Raw genomic sequence first — 14,906 nt, forward strand, 5'->3', positions numbered from 1 at the left:
TTTACATAATTAATATTATGTTAGACTCAGTCACTTGTGCCAACCTCGTATTATTGCCAAATTGCCTTCACAGACACGCTTCCCTATAGAATACCAGCAATTCCTATGGTTCGTCATCCTCCGTTTGCGACAAACTACAAAAAGCTACATACGAAGGAGCTGATTTTATGGAAAAAGACCATATCTTAGATGAGAATCCACATCAAACCTACAATAATGAAGCAGAAGGTATCGAGCAAACTGGAGAACCGCTTCCCGGATCCAAAAAAGTAAAGCAGGAAAACCATAGCCGTGCCATCAAAACACGGGAAGGCTAGGAATACCACCCGGCTCTCAATGATGGGGCCGGGTACCCTTTTTCCTTATTTTTACAATAAAAAGATTGAATTGTCCCACAAGGATGAACTATGATGAAGGCAGAATCCTTGTTGGAGGTAAGTATAAATGATCACCATTCCACTTATGGGCAATCGCCCTCTATCCCACAGGTTCAGTTACAGCATCTCGCCTTTGTATGAATTGGCCGCCAGCCTGCATACACTCGCGCAGCCGACGCCTCCTGAACACTTCTCTCCATGGATCCACGAAAAATTATCGCACTTTCAAGTCGTGCGTTTGATGAAAGACTGGGAGTACTTCCTCCCGCTTTTTCGTTTCGCGATTCCTGACTCCTTTGATCCATACCAGACGAAAGGTGTCATGGCTGTGAATGATCAATACGAGTACTTCGTCACGCTTACTACGCCGCATTTTTTGAAAAGTCTCACCAAGGCATTGGATGCTTGGAATGCGCATCATGACCAACCTGAGGTAGCGGATGATTTGCGAGAGGATCCTGAATATGTGAAGGGCCGTTTTAGCCTGTTTATTTCATCTTACTGGCAGTTATCCTTCGAATCAAACTGGGAAGAAATTGCCCCCGAGTTTGTGAAAGAAGCGGAACGTATCCATCATTCGCTGGAGGACCACGCTTCCTTGTCCGATCTTTTGCAGGGTATTTTGCCTGCCATTCAGCTCGATGCGGAACAACTTACCTTAGCCTGTCCCCACAAAGGACAAACCCATGAGGCACAAAAATTGATTTTGTATCCCAGCTACTATTACGCAGGCGAGCCGCTCGTAACCGTAAAAGATGCGGATGTTCACTTGCTTTATTCCTTTACAACGCCATCTGCGCCCACCAAAAACGCCCTATGAAGGGCGTTTTTCATGCAACATATGCGCAACAATTAGCTTATCTAGCTGCTGACTAATCCTGACGATCTCAGGGTCAAGAAAATTGTAACCTGCATCCTTGGCTGCACACTCCAGTTTCCGGCGCAAGTCATCAATCATCTGATTCGTAATCTCCATGTTGCAGACCCCCACCCATCTTGCGTCTCCCACTATTTTACATTATATAACTAGCGGAGGAAAGGGTAAGATGTGGAAGAAAAAAGCCTTGCACCCAGAAAAGTGCAAGGCTTCCATCTTTCTAGAACGAATATCCTTACTTCATGACATGGATCGGATGACCCAGGGCAAGCTCAGCTGCTTCCATGGTCACTTCACCCAAGGTAGGATGAGCGTGGATCGTCAGCTCGATATCCTCGAGAGTAGCGCCCATCTCAATCGCGAGACCAATCTCAGCGATGATATTGGAAGCTTCTACACCCACGATTTGCGCACCCAGTACAAGGTTTGTGCCTTTTTCACCGATCAGTTTTACATAGCCTTCGCCAGCATTGACAGACAATGCGCGTCCGTTTGCTGCGAATGGAAAACGTCCTACGACGTAATCAATTCCTTTTTCCTTCGCTTCTTTCTCATTGATCCCTACGCTTGCAATTTCAGGATCGCAGAAAACGACTGCAGGAATGGCTTTGTAATCCACTTCGGACGGATGCCCAGCGATCGCTTCAGCAGCCACTTTCCCTTCGTAGGAAGCTTTGTGAGCAAGCGCAGGACCTGGCACGATATCGCCAATCGCATATACGTTTGGAATGTTAGTGCGGCCTTGTTTGTCAACGACGATCAAGCCACGATCGGTCAGGTTCATCCCGATATCGCGAACGCCAAGCTCATCTGTATTCGGACGACGACCAACTGTCACGAGGATGTATTCCGCCTCGACTTTTACTTGCTCGCCTTTGACTTCAGCCGTTACGATGACGCCGTTCTCGGTTTCTTCCATGCCTTGAGCCAATGCTTTTGTATGGATGGTCACGTCCAGCTTTTTCAGCTTGCGCTCAACCAGACGAGGCATATCAGGCTCAAAACCAGGGAGGATTTGATCAGCGCCTTCCAGGATGGTCACTTTGGTTCCGAACTTGGCAAATACGGTACCCAGCTCGATGCCAATGTAGCCGCCGCCGATGACAACGATGCTCTTCGGAAGCTCAGTCAAGCTGAGGGCTTCAGTAGAAGACAGCACGCGTTTGCCAAATGGGAAAGCTGGCAATTCGATTGGACGGGAACCGGTTGCGATGATGCAATGTTCGAAGCGATAACGGTTTACATCGTAGCCGTGGAACACACGAACTTCGTTTTCGCTCACGAACAGCGCTTCACCCGGGATGACTTGGATTTTGTTGCCTTTGAACAAAGAGCCTACGCCACCGGTCAATTGCTTGACGATGCCGCCTTTCCACTCTTGCACTTTGGCAAAATCCACTTTCACGTTCTCCATGGTGATCCCCATGGACTCGGTATGCTGTGCGTGCTCATAAGTGTGTGCTGCATGGATCATTGCTTTGGACGGAATGCAGCCTACGTTCAAGCATACGCCACCCAGTTCCGCTTTTTCCACAACAGCCACGGTTTTGCCCAGTTGGGCGGCACGAATAGCCGCCACGTATCCACCCGGACCAGCACCGATCACCAGCACGTCTACTTCTGTAGTAAATTCACCTACTACCATTGCTTCTTATCCCTCCATGACAAGCAGCGTCGGGTTCTCCAAGAGCTGCTTCACGTAGTTGACGAAACGTTGAGCCGGTTCGCCATCAACCAAGCGGTGGTCAAAGCTGAGAGACAGGTGCAGCATTTGGCCAACCACGATTTCTCCATTTTTCACAATCGGTTTTTCACTGATGCGTCCTACGCCCAAGATCGCCACTTCTGGGTGGTTAATGATTGGGGTAAAGAACATTCCGCCTGCAGAACCGATGTTGGTGATGCTGAAAGTAGATCCTTTCAGATCATCGGCAGTCGCTTTGCGATCGCGGGCTTTTTTCGCCAGTTCGCCGATTTCGCCAGCGATTTGGAAGATGGACTTGCTGTCAGCGCCTTTGACTACAGGTACAAGCAGGCCGTCTTCAGTCGAAGTGGCGATTCCGATGTTGTAGTATTTTTTATAGATGACTTCTTGTTTTTCATCATCGATGGATGCGTTCAGCTCAGGGAACTTTTTCAGTCCAGCCACTACCGCTTTTACGATCATTGGCAGGTAAGTCAGCTTCACGCCGCGCTCTTCTGCGAGTGGTTTTGCGTCTTTGCGCATAGCCACGAGTGCTGTTACATCCACTTCATCAAAGATGGTTACGTGTGGAGCGGTGTAAGCGGATTTCACCATTGCTTTTGCGATTGCTTTACGCATACCTTTGAGTGGTACGCGCTCTTCCAATTCGCCAGCTGCAGTTGGCGTGTAGTGAACAGTAGGAGCTGCTGCTGCTTGCGCTACGCCAGTCGGTGCTGCGGCTGCTTCCGGAGCTGTGGCCGCTGCAGGAGTAGCCGCAGTCGCAGCTGCTGGTGCAACGCCGCCTGCTGCGAAGCGATCTACGTCTTCGCGAGTGATGCGGCCCAGTTTGCCTGTACCAGGTACGTTTGCCAATTGAACTCCTTTTTCACGTGCGTATTTACGTACGGATGGAGTCGCGAGTACATGCTTGCGATCGATTGGCGCTGCCACAGCAGTCGCGGTTGCTTGCGCCATAGGCGTTTCCAGTGCTTGGTTTGCATTCGCACTCACTTGAGAGCCGATATCGCAGCCTGGTTCCATCTTGTCAGCTTCAGCTGGTGCAGGAGCTGCTGGAGCTTCTGCCACAGGTGCATCGCCATGACCATGGACTGGCAGGTTAGGAATTTCGCCTTCTACTTCAAAGTCAATCAGTGGGTCACCAACTACGGAAACGGTACCCTCTGTTACTTTCAGTTCGAGGACTTTCCCTTTAACAGGCGATGGCACTTCTACAACCGCCTTGTCATTTTGTACTTCCATGATGACCTGGTCTTCTTCTACGGAATCCCCCGGCTGTACGTGCCATTTGACGATTTCGCCTTCATGGATGCCCTCGCCGAGCTCCGGGAGTCTGAATGTAAAACGACTCACGATATCTCCTCCTTATAAACAGTTCGCCATATTTTTACCCTGTATCTGCCAAAAGAAGGCGGAAAGCTCTCATCTTTCCGCCGATTGTCCTTAAAAATCAAGCACTTGTGTCAAACCGTCCACTACGCGCTTCACGTCAGGAAGCCATACATCTTCTGCTTGCGCAAACGGATAAACGGTATCCGGTGCTGTGATGCGCAGAACTGGCGCTTCCAGGTGCAGGATCGCACGCTCGTTGATTTGCGTGATGATTTCCGCTGCGACGCCGGAAGTTTTTTGTGCTTCCTGCACGACAATTGCACGGTTGGTTTTCTTCACGGATTCAACGATGGTGTCGATATCGAGTGGGCTGATGGTGCGCAGGTCGATTACTTCTACCTTTGCTCCGCGAGCTTTTTCGATTTCTTCTGCCGCTTTCAAGCTGGTGTGCACCATTGCACCGTACGTGATGATGGTAGCATCTGTACCTTCTTTCACTACGTTCGCTTTTCCGAGTGGAATGGTGTAATCGCCTTCTGGTACTTCTTGACGGAAGGAACGATACAGCTTCATGTGCTCAAGGAACACGACTGGATCATTGTCGCGGATTGCGGAGATCAAGAGTCCTTTTGCATCGTACGGGTTGGACGGGATCACCACTTTCAGACCCGGCGTTTGCAGCATCAGACCTTCCAGGGAGTCGGCATGAAGCTCAGGAGTTTTCACGCCGCCACCAAATGGGGAGCGGAAAGTCACCGGGCTGTGGAAGCGTCCACCGGAACGGTAACGCATGCGAGTTGCTTGAGAAGCAATCGCATCGAACGTCTCGAATACGAATCCAAAGAACTGGATTTCAGCTACTGGACGGAAGCCGTTGATCGACAGACCAACAGCCAATCCGCCAATACCGGATTCTGCCAGCGGGGTGTCAAACACGCGCTGCTCACCGAATTCTGCTTGCAGACCTTCAGTCGCACGGAATACCCCGCCGTTTTTCCCTACGTCTTCCCCGAAGACAAGTACGGTCTCATCGCGTTTCAGCTCCACGCGCATTGCGTCCGTAATGGCTTGAACCATTGTCATTTGTGCCATGGCTTACTTCGACTCCTTCGCCAGGTATTCTGCCTTTTGCTCTTCCAATGCTGGTGGCAGTGTCTCGAACATTACATCGATCAGCTCAGATACTTTCATTTTCGGAGTCTCGTCCGCTTTTTTGATGGCATCTGCAACTGCTTTTTTCGCTTCTTCAATAACAGCTTCTTCGTCTTTTTCGTTCCACAGGCCTTTTGTTTCGAGGAACTTGCGGAAACGGATCAATGGATCGCGCAGCTCCCACTCGCTTTGCTCTTCGCCTGTACGGTAACGAGTCGGGTCGTCACCAGCCATGGTGTGAGGGCCATAACGGTAAGTCAGAGCCTCGATCAAGGTAGCACCTTCACCGTTCACACCGCGCTCTTTTGCTTTTTGAACTGCGTAATATACAGCCATGATGTCCATACCGTCGATGCGCTCGCTAGCAATACCTGCAGCAACTGCTTTGACAGCGATGTTCTCGGAAGCGGTTTGCTTTTCGAACGGCAGGGAGATCGCATAACCGTTGTTTTGAGAGAAGAAGATGACTGGCAGTTTGTAAACCCCTGCATAGTTCATCCCTTCGTAGAAGTCACCTTGGGAAGTCGCACCGTCACCAAAGTAGTTGATGGCAACGCGCTTTTCGCCGCGCAGCTTGTAGCCCATTGCAATACCTGTTGCTTGTGTACATTGAGCTGCGATGATGATTTGTGGCATCAATACGTTAACGCCCTCAGGAATGCGTCCACCCTCGATGTGTCCACGAGAATACAGGAACGCATTGTGCATTGGGTAACCATGCCATACCATTTGCGGAATATCGCGGTAGCTAGGCAGGATGAAGTCTTCTTTGGACAATGCAGCTTCAGAACCGATCATACTCGCTTCTTGACCTGCTACCGGAGCATAGAAGCCCAGGCGGCCTTGGCGGTTCAGGCTGATCGCGCGTTGGTCCCATACGCGAGTAAACACCATTTTACGCATCAATTCACGCAGTTCATCATCGGAGAGCTTAGGCATTAAATCAGGACGAACAACCGTTCCATCCGGAGCAAGAATTTGCAGCGGGGCGTTGTTCTCTGTTTGTTCAACAGCAGTGGTTACGCTCATCACATTCACCTCGTCACTGGATTAAGGGTTCCTTGAACATATCCGCTTGTTTGCTGGCTAAACGGTCGAGTGTCCGTTCAGTCAAGAATCGCGAACGCTGGCTCTGGATACCCTGAGAAAAGCAAAAGAACAGTTGGAACTTACAGGAAAGGGCTTACAGATCCTCCTGTGCAACCCTGTTATACTGCAGACAAATTGTCTGTTCAACGTGTTATAGTATTGATATTACAGGGTTTATTTCCTCTCTGTTATCATTTACTATATAAGCTGTATCAGTTTATTTCAAGGACTTTCTTTTCAAAAAAGTAAATTTTGGTGGTGGGAATCATGTCCGAATATGTAAAACGTACGATCATAAAAGAAGAAGTGCCAAGCATTCACGTGGACACTCCACGCTCCGTGAAGGTGTACCTCCCGCCTGGTTATAACGAGCTCCTTTCCTATCCCGTCGTCTACTGTCAGGATGGGAATGACTTCTTTACAATGGGACGAATCGCTACCATCGCAAACCAGCTGATTTTGGAAGATGGCATCGAACCATTCCTGATCGTGGGAGTCTCAGTAGAACGCAGCAAACGTACCAGCGAGTACTCTCCGATTGGTTCACGAAATGCAGCATACAAGCGCTTTTTCACAGAGGAGCTCGTCCCTTATATCGAGGAGCGTTATCCCGTGCGTCGCGACCCTTCATCCCGTGTGCTGGCCGGTGACTCTTTGGGCGGTACCGTTTCCTTGCACCTATCCTTGGATCGACCTGATGTTTTTCCCCGCGTCCTGTCCTTGTCAGGAGCTTTTTTCGAACCGACACTGGAACAGCTGCAGCTTCAATCCAGCCTTTCTTGGCTCAACATCTGGATGGTAGTCGGTCTGGATGAGGTCGCCGTTGAAACCCATATGGGAACGTTTGATTTTGTCCAATACAACAGAGCCGCAAAGGAAGTGCTGGGAGCCAAGCATGCTGTTATCTCCTATCGGGAAAAGCCGGGCAATCACGTCTGGGGCTTGTGGCAAAAAGAGCTGCCTGATGGATTGCGCCATTTCTTCCCGGCTCCCAAGCTGTAGGTTTTTAAAGTCCGTTTATTTCCTTGATATCTTCATAGCTGTAATAACGGCCATCCACCAAAAAGATGCCTTCGTGGTTGGCTTTTTCAATTTCCCCCGCCACCTGTTGGGCATCGCTTAACACGATATTGACGATTTTGCTTTCGTCACGTTGCATTTGACCTTGTATGCGCTGGCGCTCTTTGGCCGATATCATGTTCATCCCTCTTTTCCCCTACGCTTTGATAGCTATAGTATTTCTTTGGCAGCACAGATTTACACTAGAAAACTTGGCTGCTCCATGCCATCTGGGGGTCAAAGGAGCTCGCCATCACACGATCGTTCGCGGTCTCGCTATGCTGCACTTGTACCGGACAGGATCAGATCAATACCTAAATCTGTACAACAAAAACAGCCCTGACCTTGCCAGCGGGCTCAGTCAGGACTGTTCGAATCCTCCCTATTACTTGGCTGCTGGAACGCTCGCCAGCAATCTTTCCACGATTTGAAGAACATACTGAACATCTTCCTCTGAGATGTGACGATGAGTCGTAAAACGGATGACGTATTCATCGAAATCAACGGCATAAACCCCTTGATCCGCCAAGCGTTTCAGGAATTCTACGGCCGTAGTCTGGATGGAGTCTGTTTTCACGAGGACAATGTTGGTTTCGACTGGTTCGACTTCCAAAGACAGATTGCGGAGCCCTTCTGCCAGCATTTTCGCATGGTTGTGGTCCTCCGCCAAACGCTCTGTCATGTCTGTGAGAGCGAGGATGCCCGGAGCCGCCAAATAACCGACTTGACGCAATCCTCCCCCCAGTTTCTTTCTCCACCATCTCGCCTCTTCGATGAACGCACGATCTCCCGCCAAAATGGAGCCTACTGGTGCGCTTAGTCCTTTCGACAAGCAAATTTGAACGGAAGTTGTGTACTGACTCAGCTCCCGAACATCTACACCCAGAGCGACTGCCGCATTAAAGAGTCGAGCTCCGTCCAAGTGTACGGGGATGCCATGCTTTTGTCCCACCTCGTAAACACTTTTCATCTTCTCCGGAGTAATGACTGCTCCACCTGCTCGATTGTGCGTGTTTTCCAGGCAGATCAGCTTTGTTCGGGGAAAATGGATATTCGTCGTGGAACGGATCGCCTTTTCCACATCTTCTGCGCGCAAGGCACCGCGTACACCTGCCAAAGTGCGTGTTTGGACACCAGCTAATGCCGACATCGCACCCCCTTCATAGTAAAAGATGTGCGATTCCGCTTCTGCAATGACTTCATCTCCGTTTACGCAATGGGTCAAAACCGCTACCTGATTTCCTTGCGTACCACTCGTGACAAACAATGCAGCTTCTTTTCCCAGCCGCTCTGCGGCGATTTCCTCCAGGCGATTGACAGTCGGATCCTCGCGGTAAACATCGTCACCTACCTCCGCTTCTGCCATCGCGCGAATCATGGCATCGGTTGGCTTGGTAACCGTATCGCTGCGCAAATCGATTTTCTTCATGGTTCTCCTCCCCATTGCTTCCTTCTTTCATTAAACTTTCAACATTGCATATCGATTTACCTCTTTGCTAATATGGAAGGGATCGATACATAAACGTTAGGAGACCTGTCCAATGAATGTGAAAATTACGCGCAATGCTGCGAAACAATTGAAAACCATTATGGACCAAGAAGAAGACAAAGATCTGAAACTGCGCGTATACATCACTCACGCGCACGGTGACCACGCTCACTACGGTTTGGCTCTGGACAAGCCCACTGAAGAAGACGAAGTTATTTCGACAGACAAAGAAATTGACGTAGTAGTGAAAAAAGACGAGCCTCTGCTGGACGGGATCATCCTCGATTACCTCTACCTCCCTGAAGAGGGCTTTGTGATTACCAACCCATCCAAAGGAAACACCGGCGACCACTAAGACTCGCTAAAAACCCCTTGCTGAATCAAGATCAGCGAGGGGTTTTTTGTTACTTCTTATTGTTTTATATACAATTCGTTCGGCATCCCGAGAAGCAAAGGTGGTTCCGTTCCTTCTCCATGTGCCATCACGAGGCGATGAACAGGACGCGTCATCGCGACGTATAGGAGTTTCGCGTCCCATTCGTTGTCATCATAGGTATCAACATCGAGCAAAAGGACGACATCAAACTGCAGCCCTTTGGTCAGGAATGCCGGCATGACAGTGACACCGCCGGGAAATTGGCTGTCTTTGCTGCCCAATAGCGTCAGACCCTCGATGCTTTCTTGCAAGCCTTTATACGCTTTTTTGCTGGCCCCGATCGTTTTCGTCACGATGGCAATCGTTTGGAAGCCTTCTTCCCGATAAGAGGCGACGCGCTGAGATATATCTTCCCAAAGCTTTGCTCGAGTCGCAGGGCTGATCATGATCGGCTTTTCCCCGTGCCTCAGTACCGGCTTTGCCAAAACAGTCTCAGGAAGGTCGATTTGCCTCAAGACCTCGTTTGCACATTGCATGATTTCTATGGTCGAGCGATAGCTTTGCGACAAGGTGTAGTACGATGGACGCAGCTTTTGGAAAATGCCTTGCGTTAATTCCTCCCACGAATGGATACCGCGATACGAGTGTATTCCTTGTGCGATGTCCCCCACAATCGTAAGTGATTGACTCTTCGTCGCAAGGGAAACGACGGCAATTTCCAGCGCACTCAGATCCTGCGCCTCGTCGATTACGGTATGGTCGAAGTGCTCAGCTTTGCTCATCCCTTCGATGATGTGCTGCAGATACAGCAGCGGTGCGATGTCCTCCGCTTCCATCCGCTCCTCAGCAAACAGCTTGTTTGACGATTCACAGACGTCCACAATGACACCATCCTCTATTTCAGGGGAAACCAGCTTTCGCAGAAGCTCGATGTCTGTAATCAATTCCCGGTAAGAAGCGAACGCCTCTAATGTGGGGAAGGATGACATATAGGTTTCGAGAATGGTCTCGAGCATTTTTTCAAACTTGGCCAAGCCCTGTTTGTCCAGATCGATTTTCAACTCGCGCAGATGCGCAAACATTTGCTTGTTCATTTCCTGCTTGATGTGTTTGCGCAAGGAGTCCAGCCGGCGCTGGTAAGGCAAGTGGGCAAATTGCTCCAAAAAGCTCTGACGAATGAAGTCCCCTGGTATCGTAAAGACTTGCTTGGTCTTGTTGTACTGGAAGCTCAGCTTCTTGAAGGGGATCCGTGTTTCGATTACATAGCGAATATACTGCTCCAGCGCTTCTTTGCACACCAGCGAGCCTTTAAATCGCAATCGATTGCGGGTCAATTCCTGCTCCCGCTCGTCCTGATCGGCTTCAAAAAACAGTTGGATCGGTTTGTCGGGACTTGTAATCCTCCAGCCTTTTGGCAAGAGCGGTTTGACGAGGCGAGCTGCCCAATCGATAAACGTCGACTGCTGCACATCATCTACCCCAAGCTCAGGCAATACGTCCGATATGTATGTAAGAAACATGCGGTTTGGAGCGAACACCATGAATTTTTTGGACATCATGGAATCCTGATAATTATAGATCAGATAGGACAGCCGGTGCAGGGCAATAGTGGTTTTCCCGCTGCCCGCTACCCCCTGCACGACAATCGGCCGCTCTTTTTCCGCACGAATAATGTCATTTTGTTCGGATTGGATGGTCGCCACGATATCCTTTAGACGGCTGTCATTGGCCTGGTTCAGGTTGGCGGCCAAAAATTCATCGATGAAACCTTCCTGCAAGAAATCATCCGGATCTCCCATCTCGCGGTGTATCGTCTCTTTCACTGCGCCATCATAAATCCCGGTGATTTTTCCTTGCTCGATTGCGAAATTACGCTTTAAGGTTACTTCTCCACGGACGATTTCTCTTCCCATCCGGTAAAAGGCGTCTTTGCTCTCCCCAGAATAATAGAGGCTGGCAATCGGTGCTCTCCAGTCGACAACCACAGAGTCAAACGTATCTCCCCGCACAATTCCCCGCTTGCCGATGTAGACCTGATCCAGCTCGTACACTTCATCCTTCATAAAGTCTACCCGTCCGAAGTATGGCTTTTCACGTCCCTGGTCCTCAAGATAGCGCAGATCCTTCGACTTTTTCGAATTCACGACTTGTTTTACGTAGTCGTCGGTAGCTTCCCGAATATCCTCGCGTAATTGCGTGATTTCACTGTCAATTATCGCGATGGTGTCATCCAGCTTCTTTTGTTCCCGTTCGTATTCCCGGTGTTGGGTACTCATACCCGTCCCCCCTCTCAGTCCGTTCATTTCGCATTGCTATGTCCATTGTCGTGCCAGCCAAATACCTGCCGCACACGAAAGCAAACCAACCGTCACGCTCAGAAGCGCATACAACAACCCTCGAACAATCTGGCCATCTCCCCAAAAAGAAATGACCTCCAGAGAAAAGGTGGAGAATGTCGTAAATCCCCCCATTACCCCTGTGGCAAACAATAGATACACTTCCGGTGACAACATTCCCCGTTCTTTTCCCCATACAGACAGCAAACCAATCAGAAATGAACCCACGACGTTCGCGAGCCATGTTCCGATCGGCCACCCCGGCTGATTCGCTATCAATGAAAGACCATAGCGCATCATGGATCCGAGTGCTCCTCCTGCTGCCACCGCAATCCATGGAATCATTATGCTTTCCCTCCCATGCTCGGTTCGGAACAAAAAGACACCCTAGCTTGCAGCAAGGATGTCTTTGTTATCAATATCTGTTATCTTACTGTTTCCGACCATTTTCTTCAAGGTCTTCCACGTAACGGATGGAATCCAGGTTTGCTCTCAAAGAAAGCTTTACAGCATCGATATACTTTTGACGAAGTGCTTTTTGCTCGAGCTTTTCTTCCTCGGACAATCCGACCTCTTTTGACTTTTTCACCAGTTCATTAATGCGCTTGATTTCTGCGTCAGATACCACTACTGGTTCCTCCCCACCTGTAAGTAATGCCGCTCCATTATACCATATCCCAAGGGCGGTGCAAGCAGGTCGGGCGTCAGTGAATGGGAAGTTATTCCGGAAGCGGTATTCTCAAGGTCTGGCCAGGGTAAATCATGACACCTTCCATGTCGTTTATTTCTTTGATCGCCGCTACAAGCTCATTCACGTCCATCTTCGCTTCCTCTTGATAGCGAACAGCCAGCTTCCACAAGCTATCTCCGGCACGCACTGTGATTTCCTTTACCGGCGGAGCCACCTCTACACCAGAAGCAAACACCAGTTCGGTCAACAAATAAAAAAAGAGAGAAAAACTAATCAGAAACAATAGAGCCTGTCCTCGGGTAATGCCGAAACGAGTGCGTCGAACTACCTTCTTTTCAAAGCGATTATGTACAGTCAATACAGACATCAATATCTCCTCCTACAAACGTACGTTCTGTTCTCTTGTTACCATCATATATGGGAACGTATGTTCATGTCAACAAAAAAGATCCGAACTTATGTTTGTCGAACGCAAGATCCCATGGTATAATATAGGAAAACATGTTCGAGAAAACTGAGGTGTCTCTTATGTCAAAACTTTCGAATCGACAGCAGGCCATCATCGACTTCATCCGAAAAGAAGTCCGCGATAAAGGCTACCCACCTTCCGTACGGGAAATCGGGGAAGCAGTCGGACTTGCCTCCAGCTCTACTGTACACGGACACTTAGCTCGCTTGGAAAAGAAAGGCCTCATTCGGCGCGACCCTACCAAACCTCGTGCCATTGAGCTCTTGTCTGAGGAAGATCGCTTTCAAGATGATTTTGAAGATTCCGTTGTTCGTGTGCCCGTCATCGGGAAAGTCACTGCAGGTCAACCGATCACAGCCATTGAAGATGTCGAGGAATATTTCCCATTGCCGGAAAACATCGTAACGTCGGACAAGGTGTACATGCTCCGCGTATCCGGTAACAGTATGATCGACGCGGGAATTCTCGATGGCGACTACGTCATTGTCCGTCAGCAGCACGTTGCGAATAACGGTGATATCGTAGTGGCGATGACCGAAGAAGATGAAGCCACTGTCAAACGCTTCTTTAAAGAGAAGAATCATTTCAGACTCCAGCCGGAGAACGCCACGATGGAGCCGATCATCCTCGACGCCGTTTCGATTCTCGGTAAAGTCATCGGAGTCTATCGCTTGATTCACTAATGATTGCAAGTAAAAAGGACAGCCTCTGCTGTCCTTTTTTGCGCCTATGCCGCGATGAAAAACCAAATGATCATCGTCACCTGGAGCACGACTTTGACGACGGCACTTCCCAAAAATCCGATCAATGAGCCAAAGCCTGCCTTGATGGCTTTTTCCATCGTTTGTTTTTGCATGAAGAGTTCTACCAACACGACGAAAGCGAATGGAAGAATGATCATACCGAACGGCGGGAACAAGAAGATCCCGAGCAAAATCCCGATGATCGCCGCAAACGAAGACCACTTAGATCCCCCGTACTTTTTCACAAAATACATATTGGTCAAGAGATCTGCTCCGTACAAGAGCACACTGAGCGCAATCATCCCCCACCAAAAGGATGACGGAAGTCCCGCACCCGGATCTGCAATAAAGAAGTGATAGATCAGGAAGCCGCCCCATAGCAGGATCGTATCAGGTAATACCGGCAGAAAGATTCCGGCGATACTCAATACAAACAAAGCTACCACAATCACCCATAAAAGTATATCCACTACCCCCACTCCTCTCCCTATGGTATACGAGTCAAGCTCATTTTCGTTGCAGTCTGTTTGACAACCGACTACAATCATTTCACACCCCTATTCTATGATCGTTACCCAATTCTTCGGGACCAAAACACGATGGAGGCATCCACATGAAAAACTGGCGTGATCTCGCTTATTTGCAATCCGGCAATGCTCGCCAACAGGCTGCCTGGAATGCCATCTCGCAAATCCGGCTGATGGAATCCTTGTGTGCGTACGATCCCGTTCTCGCCGGCACAATCCCCCTGCAAATCGATGTTCCGGATAGTGATCTCGATATCATCTGCGTGAGTCATGACCTGGATCGCTTTGATGCTGATGTGCGTGCAGCATATGGCAGCATGGAAGGCTATCAGGAGAGCCGTATTCTCGTATCTGGCAAGGATTCCAGCGTCATCGGATTTTATGCACATGACTTCTGGTTTGAATTGTTCGCTCAATCTGTCCCGGTCGAACAGCAAAATGCATACCGCCATATGGTTATCGAGGATCGATTGCTCTCGATCGGCGGTGAAGAGGCTTATCGGGATATTCGAATGCTCAAAGCGAACGGCATGAAAACCGAGCCTGCCTTCGCTCACTACTTCCATATCCCAGGCAATGACCCTTATCAGGCACTTTTGGAGCTAGAGCGCTACCATACGGAAGAGCTTACGTCCTACATTCTCCTCTTCCAAGAGAAAAACCAGTCCAGATAATGCTTGCCGGACT

At 49.4% G+C, this 14,906-nt stretch carries 18 protein-coding genes; 6 read left to right on the forward strand and 12 right to left on the reverse strand.

What is annotated here, in order from left to right; genetic code table 11:
- The first annotated feature begins 167 nt into the window (after nt 1–167).
- A complete protein-coding gene (locus JNE38_RS17230; protein WP_203254887.1) occupies nt 168–317 on the forward strand; it encodes a small acid-soluble spore protein P in 150 nt (49 codons plus the stop codon).
- Nucleotides 318–444: 127 nt separating this feature from the next.
- Nucleotides 445–1,197: a hypothetical protein gene (locus tag JNE38_RS17235; protein WP_203254888.1), complete on the forward strand. Its 753-nt coding sequence runs from the start codon at nt 445–447 to the stop codon at nt 1,195–1,197.
- Here JNE38_RS17235 and JNE38_RS17240 read toward each other — a convergent pair.
- The 5 genes from JNE38_RS17240 to pdhA all read right to left on the reverse strand — a co-directional run bounded on the left by JNE38_RS17240 (nt 1,192) and on the right by pdhA (nt 6,469).
- Nucleotides 1,192–1,353, reverse strand: a complete 162-nt coding sequence (locus JNE38_RS17240; RefSeq protein ID WP_203254889.1) for an aspartyl-phosphate phosphatase Spo0E family protein — start codon at nt 1,351–1,353, stop codon at nt 1,192–1,194. The genes JNE38_RS17235 and JNE38_RS17240 overlap by 6 nt on opposite strands.
- A 136-nt stretch (nt 1,354–1,489) precedes the next feature.
- Entirely contained in the window at nt 1,490–2,899 is a 1,410-nt protein-coding gene (gene lpdA / locus JNE38_RS17245) for a dihydrolipoyl dehydrogenase (protein WP_203254890.1), read from the reverse strand.
- Between the two features lie 6 nt (nt 2,900–2,905).
- Entirely contained in the window at nt 2,906–4,309 is a 1,404-nt protein-coding gene (locus tag JNE38_RS17250; RefSeq protein ID WP_203254891.1) for a dihydrolipoamide acetyltransferase family protein, read from the reverse strand.
- Between the two features lie 90 nt (nt 4,310–4,399).
- A complete protein-coding gene (locus tag JNE38_RS17255; RefSeq protein ID WP_203254892.1) occupies nt 4,400–5,380 on the reverse strand; it encodes an alpha-ketoacid dehydrogenase subunit beta in 981 nt (326 codons plus the stop codon).
- A gap of 3 nt (nt 5,381–5,383) precedes the next feature.
- Nucleotides 5,384–6,469, reverse strand: coding sequence for a pyruvate dehydrogenase (acetyl-transferring) E1 component subunit alpha (gene pdhA, locus JNE38_RS17260; protein WP_203254893.1), 1,086 nt, complete (start codon nt 6,467–6,469; stop codon nt 5,384–5,386).
- Nucleotides 6,470–6,796: 327 nt separating this feature from the next.
- On the opposite strand from pdhA, the gene JNE38_RS17265 reads away from it, so the two are divergent.
- Complete coding sequence (locus tag JNE38_RS17265; protein ID WP_203254894.1) at nt 6,797–7,531, forward strand: alpha/beta hydrolase; 735 nt, start codon at nt 6,797–6,799, stop codon at nt 7,529–7,531.
- A gap of 4 nt (nt 7,532–7,535) precedes the next feature.
- Here JNE38_RS17265 and JNE38_RS17270 read toward each other — a convergent pair whose 3' ends face one another.
- Entirely contained in the window at nt 7,536–7,733 is a 198-nt protein-coding gene (locus JNE38_RS17270) for a hypothetical protein (protein ID WP_238933356.1), read from the reverse strand.
- A gap of 240 nt (nt 7,734–7,973) precedes the next feature.
- The gene (gene ltaE, locus JNE38_RS17275; protein ID WP_203254895.1) at nt 7,974–9,017 is read right to left on the reverse strand and encodes a low-specificity L-threonine aldolase; all 1,044 of its coding nucleotides are present in this window, start codon (nt 9,015–9,017) and stop codon (nt 7,974–7,976) included.
- 112 nt (nt 9,018–9,129) lie between these two features.
- Between ltaE and JNE38_RS17280 the strand changes: the two genes are divergently transcribed.
- Complete coding sequence (locus JNE38_RS17280; protein WP_203254896.1) at nt 9,130–9,432, forward strand: HesB/IscA family protein; 303 nt, start codon at nt 9,130–9,132, stop codon at nt 9,430–9,432.
- Between the two features lie 56 nt (nt 9,433–9,488).
- Here the strand turns inward: JNE38_RS17280 and JNE38_RS17285 are convergent, their stop codons facing one another.
- The 4 genes from JNE38_RS17285 to yneA all read right to left on the reverse strand — a co-directional run bounded on the left by JNE38_RS17285 (nt 9,489) and on the right by yneA (nt 12,847).
- The gene (locus JNE38_RS17285; RefSeq protein WP_203254897.1) at nt 9,489–11,729 is read right to left on the reverse strand and encodes a HelD family protein; all 2,241 of its coding nucleotides are present in this window, start codon (nt 11,727–11,729) and stop codon (nt 9,489–9,491) included.
- A 36-nt stretch (nt 11,730–11,765) separates the two neighbouring features.
- On the reverse strand, nt 11,766–12,134 hold the full coding sequence (crcB, locus tag JNE38_RS17290; RefSeq protein ID WP_238933357.1) for a fluoride efflux transporter CrcB: 369 nt from the start codon (nt 12,132–12,134) through the stop codon (nt 11,766–11,768).
- 85 nt (nt 12,135–12,219) lie between these two features.
- Nucleotides 12,220–12,417 (reverse strand): DUF896 domain-containing protein, encoded by a 198-nt coding sequence (locus JNE38_RS17295; RefSeq protein ID WP_203254898.1) that lies wholly within the window; start codon nt 12,415–12,417, stop codon nt 12,220–12,222.
- Nucleotides 12,418–12,508: 91 nt separating this feature from the next.
- Nucleotides 12,509–12,847 (reverse strand): cell division suppressor protein YneA, encoded by a 339-nt coding sequence (yneA, locus tag JNE38_RS17300; RefSeq protein ID WP_203254899.1) that lies wholly within the window; start codon nt 12,845–12,847, stop codon nt 12,509–12,511.
- Between the two features lie 161 nt (nt 12,848–13,008).
- Between yneA and lexA the strand changes: the two genes are divergently transcribed.
- Nucleotides 13,009–13,632: a transcriptional repressor LexA gene (gene lexA / locus JNE38_RS17305; RefSeq protein ID WP_055747083.1), complete on the forward strand. Its 624-nt coding sequence runs from the start codon at nt 13,009–13,011 to the stop codon at nt 13,630–13,632.
- A 44-nt stretch (nt 13,633–13,676) separates the two neighbouring features.
- Here lexA and JNE38_RS17310 read toward each other — a convergent pair whose 3' ends face one another.
- Nucleotides 13,677–14,162, reverse strand: coding sequence for a DUF456 domain-containing protein (locus tag JNE38_RS17310; RefSeq protein WP_203254900.1), 486 nt, complete (start codon nt 14,160–14,162; stop codon nt 13,677–13,679).
- A gap of 143 nt (nt 14,163–14,305) precedes the next feature.
- On the opposite strand from JNE38_RS17310, the gene JNE38_RS17315 reads away from it, so the two are divergent.
- Nucleotides 14,306–14,893, forward strand: coding sequence for a DUF4269 domain-containing protein (locus JNE38_RS17315; RefSeq protein WP_203254901.1), 588 nt, complete (start codon nt 14,306–14,308; stop codon nt 14,891–14,893).
- Nucleotides 14,894–14,906: the final 13 nt, after the last annotated feature.

The sequence above is a fragment of the Brevibacillus choshinensis genome (assembly GCF_016811915.1).
In the GTDB taxonomy this organism is placed as follows: domain Bacteria; phylum Bacillota; class Bacilli; order Brevibacillales; family Brevibacillaceae; genus Brevibacillus; species Brevibacillus choshinensis_A.